Origin of the sequence: Psychrobacter sp. JCM 18901 (assembly GCF_000586435.1) — a bacterium.
GTDB lineage: Bacteria > Pseudomonadota > Gammaproteobacteria > Pseudomonadales > Moraxellaceae > Psychrobacter.
In genome coordinates, this window is the sequence record NZ_BAWH01000001.1 from 315448 (window position 1) to 336557 (window position 21110).

At 43.3% G+C, this 21110-nt stretch carries 17 protein-coding genes and 4 pseudogenes; 13 read left to right on the forward strand and 8 right to left on the reverse strand.

What is annotated here, in order from left to right:
- Positions 1–28: 28 nt before the first annotated feature.
- Positions 29–1750: a 2-oxo acid dehydrogenase subunit E2 gene (locus TT11_RS01565; protein WP_261868859.1), complete on the forward strand. Its 1722-nt coding sequence runs from the start codon at positions 29–31 to the stop codon at positions 1748–1750.
- A gap of 197 nt (positions 1751–1947) precedes the next feature.
- Here the strand turns inward: TT11_RS01565 and TT11_RS01570 are convergent.
- Positions 1948–2573: pseudogene (locus tag TT11_RS01570) on the reverse strand (OmpW family protein).
- A 714-nt stretch (positions 2574–3287) separates the two neighbouring features.
- Between TT11_RS01570 and TT11_RS01575 the strand changes: the two are divergent.
- Complete coding sequence (locus tag TT11_RS01575; RefSeq protein ID WP_057759421.1) at positions 3288–4271, forward strand: ion transporter; 984 nt, start codon at positions 3288–3290, stop codon at positions 4269–4271.
- Positions 4272–4398: 127 nt separating this feature from the next.
- Here the strand turns inward: TT11_RS01575 and TT11_RS01580 are convergent, their stop codons facing one another.
- The 4 genes and pseudogenes from TT11_RS01580 to TT11_RS01595 all read right to left on the reverse strand — a co-directional run.
- Positions 4399–4530, reverse strand: a complete 132-nt coding sequence (locus TT11_RS01580) for a hypothetical protein (protein ID WP_261868860.1) — start codon at positions 4528–4530, stop codon at positions 4399–4401.
- 106 nt (positions 4531–4636) lie between these two features.
- The gene (locus tag TT11_RS01585) at positions 4637–5047 is read right to left on the reverse strand and encodes a TerD family protein (RefSeq protein ID WP_261868861.1); all 411 of its coding nucleotides are present in this window, start codon (positions 5045–5047) and stop codon (positions 4637–4639) included.
- Positions 5048–5144: 97 nt separating this feature from the next.
- Positions 5145–6287 (reverse strand): YafY family protein, encoded by a 1143-nt coding sequence (locus TT11_RS01590; protein ID WP_261868862.1) that lies wholly within the window; start codon positions 6285–6287, stop codon positions 5145–5147.
- A gap of 227 nt (positions 6288–6514) precedes the next feature.
- Positions 6515–9264 (reverse strand): annotated as a pseudogene (locus tag TT11_RS01595) (AAA family ATPase); the annotation flags it as partial.
- A 456-nt stretch (positions 9265–9720) separates the two neighbouring features.
- Here TT11_RS01595 and rsmG point away from each other — a divergent pair.
- The 11 genes and pseudogenes from rsmG to TT11_RS01650 all read left to right on the forward strand — a co-directional run bounded on the left by rsmG (position 9721) and on the right by TT11_RS01650 (position 19710).
- Positions 9721–10437: a 16S rRNA (guanine(527)-N(7))-methyltransferase RsmG gene (gene rsmG / locus TT11_RS01600; RefSeq protein ID WP_261868863.1), complete on the forward strand. Its 717-nt coding sequence runs from the start codon at positions 9721–9723 to the stop codon at positions 10435–10437.
- Positions 10438–10676: 239 nt separating this feature from the next.
- A complete protein-coding gene (locus tag TT11_RS01605) occupies positions 10677–11456 on the forward strand; it encodes a ParA family protein (RefSeq protein WP_261868864.1) in 780 nt (259 codons plus the stop codon).
- 246 nt (positions 11457–11702) lie between these two features.
- Positions 11703–12782, forward strand: coding sequence for a ParB/RepB/Spo0J family partition protein (locus TT11_RS01610; RefSeq protein WP_370587734.1), 1080 nt, complete (start codon positions 11703–11705; stop codon positions 12780–12782).
- Between the two features lie 85 nt (positions 12783–12867).
- Positions 12868–13593, forward strand: coding sequence for a MotA/TolQ/ExbB proton channel family protein (locus TT11_RS01615; RefSeq protein ID WP_160020882.1), 726 nt, complete (start codon positions 12868–12870; stop codon positions 13591–13593).
- Positions 13594–13658: 65 nt separating this feature from the next.
- Positions 13659–14090: a biopolymer transporter ExbD gene (locus TT11_RS01620; RefSeq protein WP_261868865.1), complete on the forward strand. Its 432-nt coding sequence runs from the start codon at positions 13659–13661 to the stop codon at positions 14088–14090.
- A 141-nt stretch (positions 14091–14231) separates the two neighbouring features.
- Positions 14232–15954, forward strand: a pseudogene (gene msbA / locus TT11_RS01625) (lipid A export permease/ATP-binding protein MsbA).
- 66 nt (positions 15955–16020) lie between these two features.
- Positions 16021–17153 (forward strand): annotated as a pseudogene (gene lpxK, locus TT11_RS01630) (tetraacyldisaccharide 4'-kinase).
- A 49-nt stretch (positions 17154–17202) separates the two neighbouring features.
- Positions 17203–18015 (forward strand): 3-deoxy-manno-octulosonate cytidylyltransferase, encoded by an 813-nt coding sequence (kdsB, locus tag TT11_RS01635; protein ID WP_261868866.1) that lies wholly within the window; start codon positions 17203–17205, stop codon positions 18013–18015.
- 104 nt (positions 18016–18119) lie between these two features.
- A complete protein-coding gene (locus TT11_RS01640; RefSeq protein ID WP_261868867.1) occupies positions 18120–18506 on the forward strand; it encodes a hypothetical protein in 387 nt (128 codons plus the stop codon).
- Positions 18457–19251: a DNA polymerase III subunit delta' gene (locus tag TT11_RS01645; protein ID WP_261868868.1), complete on the forward strand. Its 795-nt coding sequence runs from the start codon at positions 18457–18459 to the stop codon at positions 19249–19251. Before TT11_RS01640 ends, TT11_RS01645 begins: the two co-directional genes overlap by 50 nt.
- A gap of 111 nt (positions 19252–19362) precedes the next feature.
- Positions 19363–19710, forward strand: a complete 348-nt coding sequence (locus tag TT11_RS01650; RefSeq protein WP_057759448.1) for a PilZ domain-containing protein — start codon at positions 19363–19365, stop codon at positions 19708–19710.
- 170 nt (positions 19711–19880) lie between these two features.
- On the opposite strand, the gene TT11_RS01655 is transcribed toward TT11_RS01650, so the two are convergent.
- The 3 genes from TT11_RS01655 to TT11_RS01665 are packed head-to-tail and all read right to left on the reverse strand — an operon-like array spanning position 19881 to position 20962.
- A complete protein-coding gene (locus TT11_RS01655) occupies positions 19881–20006 on the reverse strand; it encodes a hypothetical protein (protein ID WP_261862758.1) in 126 nt (41 codons plus the stop codon).
- A gap of 19 nt (positions 20007–20025) precedes the next feature.
- Complete coding sequence (locus TT11_RS01660; RefSeq protein ID WP_261862759.1) at positions 20026–20310, reverse strand: hypothetical protein; 285 nt, start codon at positions 20308–20310, stop codon at positions 20026–20028.
- Complete coding sequence (locus TT11_RS01665; RefSeq protein ID WP_261868869.1) at positions 20276–20962, reverse strand: hypothetical protein; 687 nt, start codon at positions 20960–20962, stop codon at positions 20276–20278. The genes TT11_RS01660 and TT11_RS01665 overlap by 35 nt, the downstream gene beginning before the upstream one ends.
- Between the last annotated feature and the right edge of the window lie 148 nt (positions 20963–21110).

Genomic DNA, 21110 nt, shown 5'->3' on the forward strand with positions numbered 1-21110 from the left:
TAATAACCATAAGACGAGGAAATAAATCATGGACATTAAAGCCCCCGATTTAGGTGTGGATAGCGCCGAAGTCAGCGAGATTATGGTAGAAGTTGGCGATGTCATCGCAAAAGATGACAACATCGTATTATTAGAATCTGACAAAGCATCGGTTGAAGTACCAAGCTCTGCTGCTGGTAAAGTGACTAAGATTAGTGTTGCTATCGGTGATCAAGTCAGCGAAGGTATGGTGCTAATTGAGCTTGAAAGTGCAGACGATAGCGCAGAAAGCAATGATGATAATGCTGCTGCTGAAGAGCAAGAAGCGAACAGCACAAATGATGTCGAACCAGAATCAAAACCTGAACCTGCTACAACTGATTCAAAGCAATCAGAGTCTGCTGCCAAGCCAGCCGCTAATGCTGGTAAAGCAACTACTCATGCGCTACCTGACTTAGGTGTTGATGAGGCACAAGTTTCTGAAATTATGGTGAGCGTTGGTGATACTGTTAGCGCTGAGCAGTCGATTTTGCTAATCGAATCAGACAAAGCTTCGGTTGAAGTACCAGCGCCAGTTGCCGGTAAGATTGAGAAAATCTTGGTCGCAGCAGGTGATATGGTTGCTAATGGTCAGGACTTTATCGTCATCATGGAAAGTAGTACAGATGATGCTAGTGATAGTAAATCTGAAGATCCTAAGACACAAGAGTCAGCACCAGCCGAAACAGAAGATAAACCAGCTGCTAAAACTACTGGTGAGCCAAAACAAGCTGCTAAACCGACCAATACTGATACAGCTGCTAGCAAAACAGAGGGTAAATTAACTGAAGCACAGGTCAATGAAAAATTGGTTGATGTGTATGCAGGTCCTGCCGTTCGCAAACTAGCCCGTCAGTTAGGTGTGGATATCACACAAGTGAATGGTTCAGCTCTAAACGATCGCATTCTAAAAGAAGACTTGTTTGCACATGTTAAGAACAGTCTAACCAAGCAGAAAGCGGCACCTGTGAGCGGTAATCCTGTTAGCTCAGGTCTACCGAAACTGCCTGACATGAGTAATGCTGAGATCTGGGGTGAGACAGAAACACAAGACCTCAGCCGCTTGCAGAAAGTCTCGATACCACAGCTCAACTACAATACTTTGCTACCGCAAGTAACGCAGTTCGATCTCTCTGATATCACCGAGACTGAAAAACTACGTGGTGAGCTAAAAGGTGGCATGAAAGCTGAAGGTGTTGGCTTTACTATCTTGGCATTTGTGGTTAAAGCAACTGCTTACGCGTTGACCCAGCATCCACGATTCAACAGTCATTTGAGCGATGACAATACTCAGGTTATATTGCGTAAAAGTGTCAATATGGGTATTGCTGTGGCAACAGATGATGGTCTTATCGTACCGGTTATCAAAAACGTACAAGATAAAGGTCTAAAGCAAATCGCAATTGAGATTGGCGAGCTTGCTGTAAAAGCTCGTGATAAGAAGCTCAGCACTAAAGATTTGCAAGGGGCTAGCTTTACCATATCGAGCCAAGGTAACTTGGGTGGTACGGCATTTACGCCATTAGTTAACTGGCCACAAGTTGGTATTTTAGGTGTCTCTGAAGCAAGTATGCAGCCACGTTGGGATGCTAAAAAACAAAGCTTTGAGCCACGTTTGATGCTGCCACTGTCTTTGTCTTATGACCACCGTGTGATTAATGGCGCAGACGCTGCTGTATTTACTCGTTATATCGCAACGCTATTGGCAGATCCACGTCGTATCTTGATCTAAAGCTAGCTAGCAATTAGAAAAGACTGCCTACGGGTGGTCTTTTTTTATGGAGGTTATTTGTTCTTACAGGTTATTAGCTATTTTTATAAGTAATTGCCTAGTAGTTAGAGTAGAAAAACGGTAGTAGCCGTAATTAATAAGCACAAAAAAAGCCAGCTATTAAGCTGGCTCTTATTACGCATGGTATCTTTACTAATTTAGAACTGTTTAACGAATGCTACGCCATATACCCAAGGGCTGATATCAACTTCGCCGATATCAGTACCGTTTAGGCTTGCATCTGTTTTGATGTCCATATAACGGGCATCAATACGGAAAGCTTCGGTAGGAGCAAAAGGAATATCAATACCAACATGGCCAGCTACACCAACGCTATCATCAAGCTCTAAATCATTACCATTACCAAGGTAGATTCTTTCTTTGAAGAAAGTCGTGTAGTTCACACCAACACCAACAAAAGGCTTCACATTCATAGGCAGATCATAGCCATCGAAGTGATACTGTACAGATAGAGTAGGTGGTAGGTGCTGAGTTTCTGCATCAATAGTAGTATCACCAGTTTTCAGAGTGATGTCATGATGGAATGGAGCGCCGCTAGTAGTTCGACACCAACGTTGTTAGCGATAAAATACTCACCACTGATAGTAGGACGTACACCACCATCAACATCAACAGATAAACCGTTATCTAGAGTACCGTTGTTGCTTTTAGGATCAACATAATGTGCGCCAGCAGCAACAGACCAAGTACCAGCAGGGACTGCAAAAGCAGTTGTCATTGTAAGTGCAGCAGCAGTTGCTAAAACTAGGGATTGTAGTTTCATCATTTCATTCCTTAACGTAATAAAAAAATTATCAGCAGTTTGCTAATGAGGGATGGCATTAGCTACTGATACATAATGTCATGATTAAAGTTTAATCTGTAACATTTAATCTCTATTATAATACGAAAATCATTATTGTTGGTAAGGTTTTAAATATAAATTAGCAATGTTTCTGCAATAAATTACATTTACGTGTAATTCAATTGTCTACAGTCTATAATTAAACACAACAAAAGCTGCTTTTTAAGTAAGTGTCATTGACGTAAGTCGGTATCTCTTATTTACGATTCAACAAGAGGTGCAATATATTATGCTTGGCTATTGCAGTAACTCCCCTCTACGCTGTACGAATGCGCGTACGATGAAAATACTGAATCAGGTAGACTCTTGTTGTCCTGAATGTCACTTGTTTTTGATACCTGCGCAGGATATTAGTCAGCAGCTTCGCGCTGACGAACAGTTCTTGAGGTTCTCTATCCTACTAATTGTGTTTATACTGCTTGTATCAGTCTATATTTATTATCTGTATTTTGTATAGCCGATAGTCATGGCTGATAATGGACAGGTCAGTACCAAATGAAGCGTTTCTGATAAAAATCACGGATGATTGCTGCAAATATCTCCTATGTTCTGTGATGAAAGTTTGGTTCTTATTGTTTGACCGTTGTTTTATTCTATTAATATCAAATCGGTATTTCACCGCATAGGGCTGGCATGTTATTCCAATCTATACGGCGCTTGCGTCATTTTGTTTATGATATTTTACAAAATGAAGAACATGACACGTTATTTAGCCGTTACGTTGATTATTTTCTCATATTTTTGATCATGACTAACGTAGCTGCTGTGATAGCCGAGTCTGTCGATCAGTGGTATTACCCTTATCAAGATTACTTCACCTTATTCGAAAACTTCTCTATCGTTGTCTTTTCCATTGAATACTTACTGCGTCTGTGGAGTGTGGCTGAAGCCAAGCCTGATAACACAACATGGAAACAGCGATGGGATTGGCTTAGAAGTCCATCCGCATTGATTGACTTAGTAGCCATCGTGCCCGCCTTTTTGAATTTCTTTGTCAATATTGATTTGCGTTTCTTACGTATTTTACGTTTATTTCGAATCCTAAAATTGACTCGTTATTTTGCCTCAATGCGTATCTTATTAGTCGTAATCAGCAAGGAGCGAGGCTCATTTCAGGCTGTTATCTTCATTCTTATTATTATGATTGTGACTGCCTCTAGCGGTATTTATCTAGTGGAGAATCACGCACAGCCAGACGAGTTTGAGTCCATACCTAAAGCAATGTGGTGGGCTGTGGTGACACTGACAACAGTAGGCTATGGAGATGTCACGCCAATTACTAATGCGGGCAAAATATTGGGTGCGGTCATTACGATATTGGGTGTGGGTCTCGCTGCACTGCCAGCTGGTATTCTAGCGACAGGATTAGCAAATGAGTTGGCTCAGCGCCGTGAAGAGCTTGAACAGCATTTTCGTGAGCAGCTCATTGATAGTGACTTTGATCTGGTACAGAATCAGATGATGATTGATAAAATTCGTCGAGAGCTGGGTTTAGATAAAGAACAGGCACAAAATATCGTTCTACAAGTACTTCGAGAGCAAGAACTTGAACGGCGTGAAAAAGAAGTTGAAACGCGCCAAAAAAACTTCTGTCCGCATTGCGGTGAAGTTTTATAGGCAAGTGTGAGATGTTTTAGAACGGATAGGTTCTTAGCAATTAATTACAGCTAATGCTTTGCTTATAAAAAGAGGTCTCGTGTTTTCATAGCACAAGACCTCTTTTATATTCGATGACCAGTTGCTCTTATATACCCTGAGGAATGGGCAGTGCACGTGCTAACTCATGAGCCACTTCTTGTGCTGCATCTGCTAGACCTTCTGCAGTGAGTGGTAAGTTTTGCAATGTTAAATGCCAGTCATCAACAGATCGGCGCAAATGCGCCACCCATAGCGTGGTGCAATCGCGTGGGAGCTGCTTAAGGTTGACTTCAAAACAACGGTTTCCTTCATCGTCACTCAGATGAATCTCGCCTTTCTTGACTCTAGAAAACGAATGACCGTGGTATGAGTTGGCGATTAAACCAATATGAGTGATATGAGCAGGAATTTTTTTCGAGTTCCAATCTGATTTGCTCTTGATCAAGCGGGGCAAGATACATGGCTTGTTCACCGCGATCCTTACCATTTAAGCTGTCACCTTGATGCTTGACCGATTCAGCTTTATCTCGTAATTGTTTAAACCAAACGATGTCACTGATGACGCAGTTATCATCATATAACACACAAGCCAAATCAATATCCATCGCGCTTTGATTTTTTTTGAAGCGCTTAAACATGCCTTTTGGCTCAATTTTGGTAAATTCATAATTGAGCGCAAAGAACAAAGTCCCTGCGTCTAGTCCAAGTCCTCGTAAACTATCTGATAACAGTGGTGATGGGGCAGTGGTCGACATAACTTTCCTTTTTTATTCTTAGTTTTTAACCGTTATCTAGATTTATTGACTGCTTACTTGAGTAGTGGTGATTTAGGCAAGTTTAATACCAGTGATGTCATTCATTGATTGCTGTCGTAGGTTTATCTAATACTGCTTGATAGAGTAGCTCAGGCTTAGCATCTAATAAGCCACTACCAAATCCACGTAGCCACCAAACCAGCTGTGAGGTCAAATTAACAGTGGCTCTTACAGTAAGGGTGTTATCCTCATTTAGCATCACGGTTTGATCGTCATTAAGCTTACTTTCGGTCAGACTCTTACCAGCTTGCCTAGTAAACCTAAGCTCAACAGCGGTATTCTTGCCCCGCTCGTCCAATTCGCCAAACAGTGGGTGACTAAAGCCCATACTGCCTTCATCCAAATACGTATCGAGTTGAAAGTTCTCCGGCGTTTTTGCAGCGGTTTCGAGAATCTCAACACTATCAAACCGATGTAAGGCAAAGGTGCGAATGGTGGCTTCTGGATCGTCGGTACGAGTTGCCAGTAGATAGATAATCACGCCACGCTGGATAATCGCGATTGGATTTAGGATGTATTCGCTGGCTTGTAATTTGTTGCTACGAGTATAGCAAGCATGAATTTGCAGCTGATAAAATAGCGCGTGGTAAATATTGTCTTTACTGTCCAAATCTATATCTGGTGCGATGAGTGGCTGTGTGGCAGGCTCAATACGCACTCTGTCTATCCAAGAGTGGGTCACTTTGCTGTTCTTGAGCTGTCGCCGTGCTAAGTCAAACCAAGGAAATAATTCATCTAAGATAACAGGTGGCAGTAACTGGGTCAGATTGGCCTCGACCATATTAAAAGCAACCGCTTGTGATAAGTTCATATGCGGCAAACTTTGTAATGGGGCGTCTTCTTTCCAGCGCCAACCCTGAGGATTGGCATTGTTTTTTTCGATAGGGAAGCGTTTGGCAAGGGCGTTCAAATCGCGTTGGACAGTACGTAGGCTGATATCGAAGCCTGCCATCATCAGCTGCTCATAAATATGCGTGGTGCCTACCCAGCGATTGCGCTGCAGTTGTGATAGTACTTGCCATTGCCGAGCAGTCGTTGCCGCACCATGTCGATTGTCACTAATATTGGCGGCATTGGCCTCTTTTGAGGTACCAGTGTCTACAGTTGCAAGCGCACTTGCCTGCTTACTAGGATTGGACTGAGCTTGGATGTTATCAGCATCAGTAGGATGTACAGTCATTAAGAGATACCCTTTATGAAGTTACAAGTCGGTTTCTGGCACGATATTGCTCGATCAGGAAGCGTTAATCATCGCAGAAAAGCAGCGTAGCGTCTAGCGACGTTCATGCATGCGTATGTTTATTTGAAGGTTGCTATTCGATGGTTACTGTTCGATCTAGCCATAGATATAACAATGAATCTAGTCGAACAGCAATGTGCGTACGTATCGGTAGTACCGTTTAAATTTTAATTGCCATCCTCATCGACAGCTGTTGTCTCAGTATCGTTTAGGGTGTTATCAATAGGCTTAGCATCGCTTTGCTTGTTACTTTCCTCGCTGCATTTCTCATCTTTACGCTTTTCTTTTATTCTCTGCCTTTCTTTTATTCTCTTACCTTCTTTCTTTTGACGTTTTTCTTTACGCTTTTTCTTCGCTTTCTTTTTGGACTTTTCATCATCGATGTCATCAGTGTTTTCCTGGTTTTCATCCCACAGCATCAGACGGCTTAATACTTTGCCAAATAAAGTATCTTTACGATAACGGCCTTTCTTATTCATGGTGTCGATGGGCAAGCCAGTCATCAGCGTCAGGGCCTCACTGAGAGTATAGACGCCATAGATATGAAATTTGCCTCTATTTACTGCATCGATAATGTCGTCACGTAACATCAGTTGTTTGACATTGGCCATCGGAATGACGACGCCTTGATCGCCTGTTAGCTCTTGCTCGCGGCAGGCGTCGAAGAAACCTGCGATTTTGGCATTGATGCCACCGACTGCTTGTACTTCGCCTAACTGGTTCATAGATCCAGTAATCGCGAGAGACTGATTGATAGGCACGTTTGCTAACGCGGATAGCAATGCACAGCCTTCGCTCACAGTGCACTATCGCCATCGATTTGTGCGTAGCTTTGCTCGAACGCCAGTGAGGCACTAAAGTTCAGTGCATGATGTTGACTAAACAGCGCGCGCAAATAGCTGGTCATAATCAGCATGCCTTTGGCGTGTAAACTACCACCCAAGTCTACATCACGCTCAATATCAAGAATTTCACCTGTGCCAATATTGGGCTGAATGACCGCAGTAAGCCGTGCTGGCATGCCAAACTCACTATCAGCATAACTGACCACAGTAAGCGCATTAACTTGTCCGATAGCATCGCCTTGCGTCTGGATCAGCTGTTGGCCGTTTTTAAGCTCATCCCAGTACAGATCGCGCAAATATCCTGAACGCTCATCCATATCATCGATTGCTTGAGTGACATGATCTGCCGTTACCATATCATCGCTATTTAAACGCGCGTGACGGTTTGATTCATGCAATAGTTTAATCAATAAGTCACTGTGTAGGCTCAAACGGTCTTGCTCTTCAGCTTGCAAGCTTAAATGCTCAAGTAGCGTGGCCTGCGCACTACTATCAAACGGGTAAAGGTTGGCGTAGTCAATGATATCGGCCATTTTTGCGACCAGTGCCAATTCATGCTCAATGGTACGAGGCACATCGTCATGAAAATCAGCTCGGACTTTGAATACTGCATCAAATTCAGGCTCAAGCTCTAGCAGCTCGTAATATAAATCTGCTTCCCCTAACAAGATAACCTTGATATCTAAATCAATAGGCGCTGGTGAGAGAGACAAGCTACCGGTTAGCGTCAGCATTTGCTCTAGACTTGATAGTTTAATTTTCCGTGATTGCAGGGCGCGCTTTAAGCCTTGCCATGCATAAGGATGCTCAAGGACGTGGCTGGCTTCTAACAGTAAATAGCCGCCATTAGCGCGATGTAGAGCACCTGCACGAATCATACTCACGTCAGTGGTTACTGTGCCTAATTGGGTGATTTGTTCGACATGCCCCAATAAATTGAGATGGGTTGGCAAATCCTCAAAGACACGGGTGCGCCACTGTCAGGTGTGTGACTGACAATAACATTTACTGCATAACGACTGGGCGTCGTAGCCAACACTGCCGTCACAAACTCCTCATCATCGCCATTGACGATACGCTCTACGTGAGTGACCATGTCATCAAATACAGTCTTGAGATATTCTACGACAAGTGGATGAGTCGCAAACTGCTCATAAATAGGAGTAAATAATGGTTGTAAAGCACGTTGAGCAATACTACGATGTAATGCCTCTATCTCATCGTTGGCTTCGTCTTCTAATTGCTCTAAAGCAATGGTCAATTGACTCAGTCGCTTTTGCATATGGTTCTTTTGTACAAAGTTATTCAGCTCAGCTTCATACTCATTATTGCCATATGTAGAACCTTTGTTTTCCTTACTTTCAGTGTTTTCATCGCTCAAAATGTTAACTTTTTCGCTATCATCGAGCTTTTCTGAATCTTGACGATTGCTAGGTATTTTTATTTGCTTGTCATCATCGCTATTACTTTCTGTAGGCAGTTGACTAGGATGAACAAATACTGCTTTATTATCGAACGAGCGAAACGTTAATGCTAGGTCATATTGTTTGCCTTCAGCATTAAGCGCGTCATAGGCATGACTTTCTTTTTGATGAGTACTGTTTTTGATGGCTTCGATTTTGCTTTGGTATTGATCGCTACGAAAGCGTTGGCTTAAACGCTTTTTTTGCTTGCTGCCATAAGTTATTAACTTGCTTCTGTAATAGCGAGGCTTGACCAGCTGGTAGACGCAGCGCCAATGGTGTGCGTGGATCGGTAAAGTTATGCACATATACCCAATCATCAGGCGTCGGTGCGTCGGCGGCAATACGCGTCAAAAGACGACTAATCACAGTACGTTTGCCCAAACCGTTTTCACCAGCGGCAAACACATGATAACCACTGGCTTTAATATCCAGCGCTGTATGTAATGCTTTAAGCGCGCGTTGTTGACCGAAGCCCACATCTAAGTCGGGCGCCGTGCGTGTGTCTGTAGGCAATTCATCAGGGTCGCTATAGCGTTTTAATTGCTCAGCGGAAATGCGACAATTTTGCTGAACTTCTGTGAAGATAGGGTTTGGGGTATCAGGTGCTGTTTGCTTAGTGTTTTTTTGTATCGGTAGCAGGTACTATCATATTGTTAGCGTCTTTTGATACTTGCGATATAGGGGTGTAGGGTTGTTCTGTCATAGGCGTTTGAAAAATCATCTTAAAAAGTATTAAAGGAATATGAAAAGTGATTGGTTTTATCTGTTCATGCGTATTCTGAGTTTTTTTTATAATCAATCATGACATCTTACAAGATATAGTCACCTATTAGCGAAGTCATTAAGCGCAGTTTTGTATCATATTTAGACAAATGCTTGAGTAAAACTGGTAAAAAACGAATGAATTAATCAACGAATTGGAGGCAATCAAAGCAGAATAACGCCTCATGATCAGCGTAGATAGTATAAGATGTCCCACATTGGCGCAATCTGCAACTATTCAATGGGCAGACTGCATGATAAAATAAACGGTTCACAAGTCAAAACTGGATAACTCGTTGTATGTCAGCTTCCGCTAAAAACTCTTCATCGTCTGCTAGTGCGGGTAATATCAATATTGATCCGACTGGTTTCGTAAAGCTTGGTGCGCAACTGCCAAAGCTGGCTAATATCTTGGCGCAAGCGATAAATGAGCTGGGTCTGCCGTTAAGTGAAACGCAGCAGCGCACGTTATTATTGTACTTAGACCAGCTTTTATTATGGAATAAAGCGTATAATCTGACCGCGATCACTGATCCAGAAGAAGCGCTGATCAAGCATGTGATAGATTGTTTGTCTATTATAACGCATTTACCCGCCGGATCGTTGCTAGATATCGGCACGGGAGCAGGGTTGCCAGCAGTTATTATTGCCATTTGTCAGCCTGAGCGCCAGTGTACTGCGCTTGATAGCAATCAGAAGAAAATTCGCTTTATTAAGCAAATCAGCAGCGAGCTTGGCCTGAGTAATATGCAGCCGATCGCGTCGCGTATTGAAGCGCATGAAGCCAGTTATGCTGTGGTGACATCACGAGCGTTTGCCAGTTTGATAGATTTTGTAGAAGTAGCGCAGCCAAGATTAGCAGGTGCCGGCTTCTTATGTGCTATGAAAGGCAAAGTCCCGAGTGAGGAAGAGCTGCAAGCACTTGATAGTGATTGGCGTATCAAAACCATTAAACTGACGGTGCCACGTTTGCACGACAGTCGTCATTTAATCGAAATGTCTGCCAAAGATAGTTAAATCATAAATACTTCGCAGTCATGAAACAGGCACTGTTTTTTTGTGAAACACAGTTTACGTCTGTATCTAAATGACATAGTATTTAAAAGCATTTAAAATGCTCGACTGCAAACTGAGCATTTTAGACCATAAATTGCTTATTTTTAAATACTGAGCGAGTGTCGCTGTACAAGATTGAACAAAAATAATCGTACCAACCGAGTCAAAAGTAATAGACCCTAATAAAGTTGAGTGAGTGTATGGAAATCATAGCAATTGCGAATCAAAAAGGCGGTGTGGGTAAAACCACAACGGCAATAAATTTGACCGCCAGCTTGGCCGCTAAACGCAAGCATGTACTGCTGATTGACTTAGACCCACAAGGTAATGCGACCAGTGGTACAGGTGTTGACAAAAACGAGTTAGATCTTACCATAGCGGACGTTTTGCTAGATGGTGTCGCGCTGTCTGAAGCAATCGTTGCTAGTCCTGCTGGATTCGATGTCATCGGTGCTAATCGCGATTTGGCTGGCATGGACATTACGCTAATGAGTAAGACGGATAGTCATGAACTGTTTAAAACCGCCATGGCCGAATTGGTTAACGATCAGGTATCCACACAAAAACAGCCATACGATTATGTGATAATCGATTGTGCGCCTAGTTTGAATCTACTGACGATTAATGCGTTGGTTGCTACGGATAGTGTGATTATCCCTATGCAGTGTGAGTATTATGCACTAGAAGGGTTGGCTGACTTATCACAAACGATTGAACGCCTTACAGAGTTGAATCCTAAGCTGTATATTCGCGGTGTGGTCAGAACGCTATTTGATGCGCGTAATACGCTTGCTCGTGATGTCTCTACTGAGCTAGAAGCGCATTTTGGCGATATCATGTACAAGACTCATATTCCAAGGAATATTCGCTTAGCAGAAGCACCTGCGCACGGCTTACCAGTTATTGCGTATGAGAGATGGTCAAAAGGTGCACGCGCGTATCAAAAGCTGGCTGCTGAAGTGATGAAACAAAGCAGCTAGTTTTTATCTAAAGTTCTTACAAAGGATTTTTAGATAAAAAGTGTCACTGATCAAGACAGTAAATGAATAGCATAAGCATAGAGCACTTAACATTGTATTTAGTAAGCCGCATCAGTAATCAATTGGCTTTTATTTTAGCGTTAGAGGATAGGTAATCATGGCGAAGAAAAGAGGATTGGCTGCTAATCGGGCTTAGATGCCTTATTAGGGTCAATCAAAAAAGAAAAGCAAATTACCGCCTCTGCCTTGCAAGACGACATGGTGGCGCGTGAAAATGCTACGCCAGATGCTAATGTTCCTGTAGAGACTAATGCGCCTGTAGATACTGTGTCCACAGATATAGCGCCTGATATCACTTCGACAAAAGCCAGTAAAAAATCATCTGCGAAGACTACTGATAACGATACTGCTAGTGAGAATAGCACTCGCGCGCCACGTTCATCTCGTGCTACCAGCAAGGCGTCGCTCAACAAATCACGTGGCAATAGTGCAGATACGAGTGCAACCGAAGATCAGATTAGCCTTGTGCAGATTGATGTCACACGCTTGCAAGCAGGTAAGTACCAGCCTCGTCGTGATATGAGTGAGACAGCACTTGCAGAGTTGGCGTCTTCTATTGAGCAGCATGGCGTGATGCAGCCTATCGTTATCCGCCCGCTATTGGCAAATGAAGATAAGAGTGAAGCATTTGTCACTCATGAAATTATCGCTGGTGAACGCCGCTGGCGCGCTGCAAAAATGGCAGGAAAAGCGGTTATCCCTGCGATTGAGCGTGCTTTATCTGATGAGTTGGCGATTGCCCTAGCATTGATTGAAAACATCCAGCGCGAAGACTTATCAGTGATTGAGCAGGCAGCAGCATTGCAGCGCTTTCATACGGAATTTGGCATGAGTCATGCCATGATTGCTGAAGTCGTTGGCAAGGCGCGTACGACAGTATCGAATCTACTTCGTTTAAATCAGCTGCATGATACAGTAAAAGACCATTTAGCCAACAGTGCGCTAGATATGGGTCATGCTCGTACACTTTTAGCATTGTCCTCTGAACAACAACCTATCATCGCGCAAAAGATTATCGATGGCGGTATGACCGTGCGAGAAGCTGAAAAATTGGTCAAGTCAATCTTGCAGCCAGCGCCCAAGATCAGCCGTGCTGAACAAGCGCAATCTCGTGATGTAGAGCGTTTGACCCAAAGACTGACTGATATGCTGGGCGCCGAAGTCAAACTCAAACATAAAAAAGATGGTCAAGGTAGTGTTGAGATATTTTTCCACAATCAAGATCAATTGGCTGCGTTGATTAAACATATAGAAGCTCAGGCTTAATAACGTTTGCGAGTTAGCCGTATCTATCCAAATGCTAAGTCGCCTCTGAACATTTATTTTTGCAAAAATATGGAAGAGAGTGGGTATGTGGGAGTTGGTAAAAGCAGGTGGCTGGCTAATGACACCTATCGTGGTCTGTTCTATATTGGCTTTGGTTATCATCATTGAACGTAGCCATACGCTACAGTTTAACAAAGTCGCTCCTAGCAGGTTGCGCGAACAACTAATAACTCGTTTACGTGAAAATGGCGATATTGGTCGCACACAGTTGATGAATGTAAAAGAGAAGACGGCACTTGGCGATATCTTGGCAACGGGGTTGCTATATCGTCAGTACGGGCTAGAGTCGATGACGATGCACATGCAAAACCGTGCCAGCGTCCAAGTTCATCAGTTAGAAAAAAACATCAATATGTTAGGAACTATCGGTGCGATAGCTCCGTTGCTTGGCCTGTTAGGTACGGTACTAGGGATCATCTCGTCATTCTTAGCGATTACCGATGGTGCCATGCAAGATCCGACGATGCTAGCCGCTGGTGTATCACAGGCACTAATCACTACTGCTGCTGGTATGATCGTTGCTATCCCTGCGCTGGTTGCTTATCGTTATTTTCAGCGCCGTATCATTGATATAAATGCTCAGTTTGAGACTCAAGCAGGGCTTATGATTCAAGAGCTGTATGATTATCATTTGCTTGCTAGTGCGCAGTCATCTACAGCTTCTAGCCGTCTGTCAATAGAAGATAGTATTGTGCAAGAACGTTCATTCGGTGGGTTGGATTCGGATAAGACTAGCATAGCGGCAGTGTAGTCAATGCGGTTTTAAAGAATAGAAATCTTGAGCCTATACATGGTAGCTGAATTAAAGAGATTGATATGCGTTTTAGAAAACCAACGGTTGAACCACTTGAAATTAATCTAACACCGATGATTGATTGTTTACTGTTTTTGATTGTGTTTTTATTACTTGCTACCTCATTTAATCACTTTAGTCGTTTAAATATTATCCTTCCTGAAGCGGAAGGTGTCGCACTGACAAAACAAAACAACAGTATCGAAGTAGCTGTGCAAGAAGATGGTAGCTATTTGGTCAACGGCATTACACTTGCTAGTAGCAATGAGGCTGAACTGACCAGTATGTTGCAGCAAGAGGCGGGCAGCAATCGCGATATGTTATTTGTCATTGCAGCGGATGCCAATGCGACGCATCAGTCTGTGGTACGAGTAATGGATATCGCTGGAAAGCTCGGATTTTTGAATTTAAACATTAGTACAGTGGTGCCACTTGGCCAAACGCTGCCGCAATAAAATATATAGCCTTATCATCATAAAACTGTGTGACACACAGCCCATTCATACCACGATACCCAAATTGAGGCTTTTATGAGCCAAGCTTATTTACCTGACTCTAAAAAATCTTCTGATAAAAATGCATCGGCAGTATCGCCCATTACGCCTAAGAGTAAGACACTATTACGCTTATTAAGGTATTTAAAGCCTTACTGGTGGGCATTGCTATTGACAGCGTTAGGTTTTGCAATTAATGCAGGGACAGAGATTTGGACTGCCAAGCTTCTGCAATATATTACTGATGCTATCAATCAAAATGATCGAAGCAAACAAACCTTATTTCCGCTATTGATTATATTGCTATTCTTTGTGCGCGGGGTTGGTAGTTTTTTTGGGTAACTATTACTCTGCATTGGTCTCACGCAACTTAGTCTATGAGCTACGTGTAGAAGTTTTCAATAAATTACTGCGCTTGCCTAGTTCATTTTATTTGGCCAATCCAGCCGGTACGATTTCATCGAAATTGATATTTGATGTTGAGCAAGTCACGGCCGCCAGTACAGACTCAATGAAGACTTTGCTGCGTGATGGTTTGACCGTTGTCGCATTGATCGGTTTTTTGTTCTATAGCAATTGGCGTCTAACGCTTATTTTGTTTATTGTCCTACCACCAATACTATGGCTGGTGCGCATTGCGTCAAAGCGCTATCTTAAGCTCTCAAAAGGTATCCAAGAGACGATGGGTAATGTCAGTCACATTACCAATGAAGTCATCGGCGGCTATCAAGTGGTCAAAAATTACGGCGGTCAATCATACGAGTCAGCACGTTTTGACAAGACATCGAAGAAAAATCTACGCCAAGGTATGAAGGTAGTTGTTACCAATAGTATTAATACGCCAGCCGTACAGCTGTTGATGGCGATTGCGATGGCCGTTGTCGTCTGGCTTGCGCTGCGACCTGCAGTAATAGATGATATTTCAGCAGGTGAGTTCATCTCTTACATTGCAGCTGCAGGGTTATTGAGTAAGCCAGTACGTTCGCTGACTGATATTAATCAGAAGCTGCAAAAAGGTCTGGCTGCTGGTGAGTCGATTTTTGCGCTACTTGATGAGCCAGAAGAGGAAGATACAGGCACAATCAGTAAAGCGCTATCAGGGCAAATGTCGTTAGACAATATCAGCTTGGTTTATCCAGATTCGACGGTGGCTCTACGTGACTTTACCTTGAACATCAAAGCAGGCGAGACAGTTGCATTAGTAGGGCGAAGTGGCGCGGGCAAGTCGTCATTGGTTAATTTATTAACACGAACTCTAGAGACTTCCTCAGGGCAAATCACACTAGATGGCATGCCAATCGAAGACATTAAGTTAGAGAGTCTGCGTGCCCAGATTGCAATGGTGAACCAGCAGGTAGTATTGTTTAATACCACCGTATTTAATAATATTGCTTATGGCAGCCTAGCTGACAAGACTCAAGCTGAGGTTGAACAAGCCGCAAAAGATGCCTTCGCTCATGACTTTATTATGAAAATGCCAAATGGCTATCAGAGTGAAATTGGTGCTGAAGGGTTGCAACTATCTGGTGGTCAGCGTCAGCGTTTATCTATTGCTCGCGCATTACTAAAGGATGCACCGATTCTAATTTTAGACGAAGCCACCAGCGCGCTGGATAATGAGTCTGAGTATTATATCCAGCAAGCGCTCGATAATGTGATGAAAGACCGCACCACACTGGTCATTGCCCATCGCCTGACGACTATCGAATCAGCGGATCGTATTGCTGTGATGGATGGTGGCCAGATTGTTGAGTTAGGAACGCATAATGAGCTAATGCAGCTACAAGGCCACTATGCGCAAATGTATGCTCGAGATTTTGAGTAGTCAGTTTAGAAGTTTTTAGCCAATTTTCACGCAGCCATGAACCAATAAGATAAGCGACATTGATTAATGAGTATTGAAACAACAATCACCCGCGCATGGCAACGTCAAGCTGTTTGGTTATGGTTGTTGCTGCCTGTCAGTTGGTTGTACGGTTTCATCACCTTGCTGCGTCGTCAAGCTTATAAGGCTGGGCTATTATCAAGCCATCGAGCACCTATTCCCGTGATGGTCATTGGTAATATCAGTGTGGGGGGTAGTGGTAAGACGCCGCTGATCATTGCTCTGGTCAGCTACTTACAGAAAAAAAGGCGTAAAAGTAGGGGTAATCAGTCGCGGGTATGGCGGTGATACGAGTCAAATGCCCGCATTGGTTAGTGCTACCAGCTTACCTCATATAGTCGGGGATGAGCCGTGTTTGATTGCTCATATGACAGGCACTGCTATGGCAGTGTGCCCCAATCGCCAACAAGCGATTGCTGCTCTGTTAAAGGCAGAGCCTGATTTGCAATTGATTATTGCAGATGATGGTTTGCAGCATTATGCACTACAGCGTGATATCGAATGGATTGTGGTAGATGCCGCCCGTGGGTTTGGCAACAAGCAGCTATTACCAACAGGTTTTTTGCGTGAGCCGATGTCACGATTAGAAGGTGCAAATGTTATCTATCATGAAAAGCCAAGTACAGATTCAACTCAGACTTCTAGAGGTGGTAATAAGATACAGTCTACTGATCGTTTGACCATGCATTTGCAAGCTGGTGAGTTTCAACGTCTATGGAATCCTATATTGAGTGCAGCTCAACTCAATAGTGTAAAGCCTACTAATAACAGCCGCGTCCATGCTGTTAGTGGTATCGGCTATCCGCAGCGGTTTTTTTGATACCTTAGAATCTATTGGCTTTGAGGTCATAGGGCACCCTTACCCTGACCATTATGATTTTAGTTTGGCTGAGCTTTTACAATATGTTGATTATCCTATCATCGTAACCAGTAAAGATGCGGTAAAAATCAGCGCATTATTGGCAGACTATACAGCGACACAAGCACTCAGTGGTGAGTATGTAGAACTTGTCAGTAGACTATGGGTGTTGCCAGTGACGGCTGTATTATCAGAGAATAGTTATCATAATCTAGATGCGCAGCTAAAGGCGCTAGGGATTCGCATCGACCATGATATGAACACGTCAGCCTCATTATAAATATCAACTAATATCTTAAATTTCCGTACCACTTTTATAGGAATACGCCATGTCGTTCGCCACCACGCCCGCCAAAACCCATATCGTGATTCCTGCACGTTTCAAGAGTACGCGTTTACCTGGTAAGCCATTGCTAAATATTCATGGTAAGCCGATGATACTTTGGGTAGCAGAAAAAGCGCAGACAGCAAGTTTTGCTGATGACATGTGTATAGCGACTGATGATGAGCAAATTGCAAAAGTTTGCATCGATGCAGGTTTTGATGTGGTTATGACCAGTAGTGAGCATGCTTCAGGGACGGATCGCTTGGCAGAGGTAGCAGCTATCAAAGGTTGGGCTGACCACGATATCGTGGTGAACATGCAAGGCGATGAGCCCCTTGTACCGCCATTGCTTTTGGAACAAGTACAGGCGCTCTTGGTAGCGGATGATGATAGCGTGATGGCCACACTCTGTGAGCCTATCGATGACTATGGTACGTTCCAGCGGCCATCGGTAGTAAAAGTAGTCAGCCAATCTGCTAATAACTTACAGCGTGCGCTCTATTTTAGCCGCGCACCGATTCCTTGTGATCGTGATGTTGTATTGGCTGATAATAACCAGATGCAACCACCAAAGAACGCCTATCGTCATTTGGGTTTATACGCTTATCGTGTCAGTCTATTACAGCAGTTCGTAAACTGGCCACAAACGCCACTTGAGATACTCGAAAGCTTAGAGCAATTACGTGTTTTAGAAAATGGTCAGCATATCGCAATCGCAGAAGCCGCCTATCAGTTACCAGCGGGTGTCGATACACAAGAGGATCTAGACCGTCTAAACGCGATGAGCTTAGATAGCTTTCATAACTCTCATAAGTAACAGTCTGAGCAAAGTTGCGTGCGATTCTAAGCTTCATACAACGCTAAAGTATCGTTGTCGTAGCTATACCTAAAGTACCTAATCAATGTGATAGAGCCATAACCATGAATAATTTGACAGGAAATATGGACGCACTAGATAACACAGACCGTATATATTTTGCGCCACTATTGCCATGGCAAAAAGTATTGTGGTTACAGTTGACCGAGCGCGTACTTAAGCAGCAGTCTTTGCCGCATGCATTGCTCGCTGCTGGTATGCAAGGTATGGGCAAACGCGCCTTTGTATGGCGATTGGTCGCTTGGCTATTATGCCGTGAGCGTGGTACACACCCATTAGGTGCTTGCGAAGTATGTGAGAGCTGTCAGTGGCTCAAGTCGGGAACTCATCCGAGCTTGCAAGTATTACCACTCGTTAGTATGCCTATCAGTGCCGAGAGCGATGCGCTTCAAGAAAAATCAAGCAGTACAAAAGATAAAAAAAGGCGCTAAAGCTACTAGCAATAGTGCAATTAAGATCAAAGTAAATGATATTCGTGCTTTGCAGCCTTTTATTTATCAAGGCGGGCAAGGGATGCGCATCTGTGTGTTAGATCACGCTGAAAAAATGACAGTAGCCGCTGCCAATGCGCTGCTTAAAACATTGGAAGAACCACAAGCGCAGGTGCATCTATTTTTGATTAGTGATACGCCTGCTCAGCTATTGCCAACGATTAAGAGTCGTGTGCAACAGTTGGCACTACAGACAATTGAGCCAACTGTTGCTGTCGATTACGTGACGCAGGCGCTAGGTCACACGATTAACCGCGAAGCCGTCGGTACCGCTGCGATTGAGCAGTTGATACAACTGGCCAATGGTGCGCCGTTAGCTGCTATAGCTTTGGCGCAAGCACCATGGTATAGCAAGCGCAGCCTATGGCTGACCACATGGCAGGCGCTACGTAGCGGTAAACGTAGTGGTGTGGCGGCAAGTGATTATTGGCAAGGTCAGCTCAATATTAAAGAATTTATACAGCTATCTGAGCTGATGCTTCTTGATATACGCCGTGTCTGTTTGGGCCTTGTTGAACTACAAAAGGATGTCAATCTATCAACGATATTGGCGACTTATCATCCTACTGATAGCGGGTTAGAGGCATTTGCCAGCAGCGTGCAGCAGACCAAAATCGCACTACAACAAAATGTGCAAGAAAAATTTGCCTATGATAAGCTAATGCAAGAGTTGGCAAGCTTATAGAGCCATGTTTTAGCATTTAATTTGTGTTCGAAAATTTGCAATTGTTCTTAACTTTATACTATCGATTATTTATATAAACATATTAAACCCAGTTGATGAAGGAAGCTGACTATGGCAATGCCAGGACGTGGCGGGATTTTAACCTGTCATTACGAAAGTATCGAAATGTTATATGCCAGCTATTTATCATTTGTCAGTAATGGCGCCTTGTTTGTACCCTCTGACAAAGCTCAGCAATTGGGTGACGAAGTGTTTATCGCTATCACGCTACCCAACTCTAGTGAACGTCTACCAATGAATGGTAAGGTTGTTTGGATTAACTCTAAGAGTCAAGGCAGTCGCCCAGCAGGGTTTGCTGTGCAAATTGGTAGTGATGTCTCTGGCCAAAGAATTAAGAATGAAGTTGAACGCCTACTAGCAGGAAAAATCGATAGCTTGCAATCGACTTATACTATGTAGTATCTAGGTAATAACTAGGTAGTATCTAGAAATCACACCTGTATCTTTGATGAGTTTGGCTGTGATTTTTAACTTATAAATATAAAAAAGCAGCCTTATTATTTAGTAAGGCTGCTTTTTTTAGATCAATTTTCTTTAATTTTTTTATAGTAGTAGGTGGTGCTAGTCGCTTAATAACGAGGCGGTACATACATATCATCGGGAATAGGTTCGCGGTAATATTCATCATCGCGTTTGCGATTGGGTAACTCAATTTCGTCACGAGGCACTTCTTTGTAAGGGATTTGGTCGAGCAAATGGGCAATACAGTTCAGCCTAGCACGTTTTTTTATTATTGCCTTCGACAACCCACCAAGGTGCTTCAGGAATATGAGTGCGCTCAAACATGGTTTCTTTTGCTTTGGTGTAATCTTCCCAGCGTCGGCGCGACTGTAGGTCCATTGGTGAGAGTTTCCACTGCTTAAGCGGATCATATATTCGGCTCATAAATCGTGCATGTTGCTCATCATCAGTGATAGAAAACCAGTATTTCACCAAACGAATGCCTGAGCGTACGAGCATACGCTCAAACTCTGGTACTGATTGAAAAAAATTCCTCATATTGCGCGTCAGTACAAAACCCCATGACACGCTCAACGCCTCCGCGGTTGTACCAACTACGGTCAAACAATACGATTTCGCCTGCTGCAGGCAAGTGGGCCACGTAACGTTGGAAGTACCACTGCGTTTGCTCGCGTTCAGTGGGAGCCGGCAGGGCAGCTACCCTGCACACGCGTGGGTTTAATCGTTGGGTAATGCGTTTAATGGCGCCACCTTTACCAGCAGAATCCCGCCCTTCAAAAATAACGACGATACGCTCACCGCGATCAACGACCCAATCTTGTAGTTTTATCAGTTCTCGCTGTAGTCGTACCAACTCTTGGAAGTAGGTGCGTCGATCCAGTTTTTCTTGCTCGCTCATCTCACGTCCGTTAAAACGAAAGTCACGTGCATAGTCATCTATTTCATTTTCTAGTTCTTCATCATACGTATCGATTAAGTCTTGGTGCATTTTTCGACGTAAATCATCATCAAGAATGTCTTTTTCGATGCGTTCAGTAAGAATAGCTTGTTCCTGATGGTACCGATCTACATCCTCCTCAGTCGTTAGAGATTGAAAATCAGCGGTTGCAAGCGGTTCTGTCATCACCAGTTTTTCAGAGCCAAAAATGACTTGCCTCATTTTTCTTAATAAAATTTTTGTCTTACCCATAAATATTACCTTTGTTTTGCGTATCGGCTTTTTTAAGAGGCTACTATCTAGGTCGTTTCTATCATAGCAAAGTACAGACAATAAAAAAATGCCCTTTAAATAAATTAAAGGGCATTTTTATTGATAGATATGTACTGATTAAAATAAT

Bases quoted from the DNA above. Each gene is read 5' to 3' on its own strand.
- TT11_RS01605 (WP_261868864.1), top strand. From the start codon at position 10,677: ATGGAAATCATAGCAATTGCGAATCAAAAAGGCGGTGTGGGTAAAACC.
- TT11_RS01575 (WP_057759421.1), top strand. From the start codon at position 3,288: ATGTTATTCCAATCTATACGGCGCTTGCGTCATTTTGTTTATGATATT.
- TT11_RS01645 (WP_261868868.1), top strand. From the start codon at position 18,457: ATGCGCTTCAAGAAAAATCAAGCAGTACAAAAGATAAAAAAAGGCGCT.
- TT11_RS01565 (WP_261868859.1), top strand. From the start codon at position 29: ATGGACATTAAAGCCCCCGATTTAGGTGTGGATAGCGCCGAAGTCAGC.
- TT11_RS01660 (WP_261862759.1), bottom strand. From the start codon at position 20,310: ATGAGGAATTTTTTTCAATCAGTACCAGAGTTTGAGCGTATGCTCGTA.
- TT11_RS01650 (WP_057759448.1), top strand. From the start codon at position 19,363: ATGGCAATGCCAGGACGTGGCGGGATTTTAACCTGTCATTACGAAAGT.
- TT11_RS01615 (WP_160020882.1), top strand. From the start codon at position 12,868: ATGTGGGAGTTGGTAAAAGCAGGTGGCTGGCTAATGACACCTATCGTG.
- TT11_RS01640 (WP_261868867.1), top strand. From the start codon at position 18,120: ATGAATAATTTGACAGGAAATATGGACGCACTAGATAACACAGACCGT.
- TT11_RS01620 (WP_261868865.1), top strand. From the start codon at position 13,659: ATGCGTTTTAGAAAACCAACGGTTGAACCACTTGAAATTAATCTAACA.
- TT11_RS01585 (WP_261868861.1), bottom strand. From the start codon at position 5,047: ATGTCGACCACTGCCCCATCACCACTGTTATCAGATAGTTTACGAGGA.
- TT11_RS01665 (WP_261868869.1), bottom strand. From the start codon at position 20,962: ATGGGTAAGACAAAAATTTTATTAAGAAAAATGAGGCAAGTCATTTTT.
- kdsB (WP_261868866.1), top strand. From the start codon at position 17,203: ATGTCGTTCGCCACCACGCCCGCCAAAACCCATATCGTGATTCCTGCA.
- TT11_RS01590 (WP_261868862.1), bottom strand. From the start codon at position 6,287: ATGACTGTACATCCTACTGATGCTGATAACATCCAAGCTCAGTCCAAT.
- rsmG (WP_261868863.1), top strand. From the start codon at position 9,721: ATGTCAGCTTCCGCTAAAAACTCTTCATCGTCTGCTAGTGCGGGTAAT.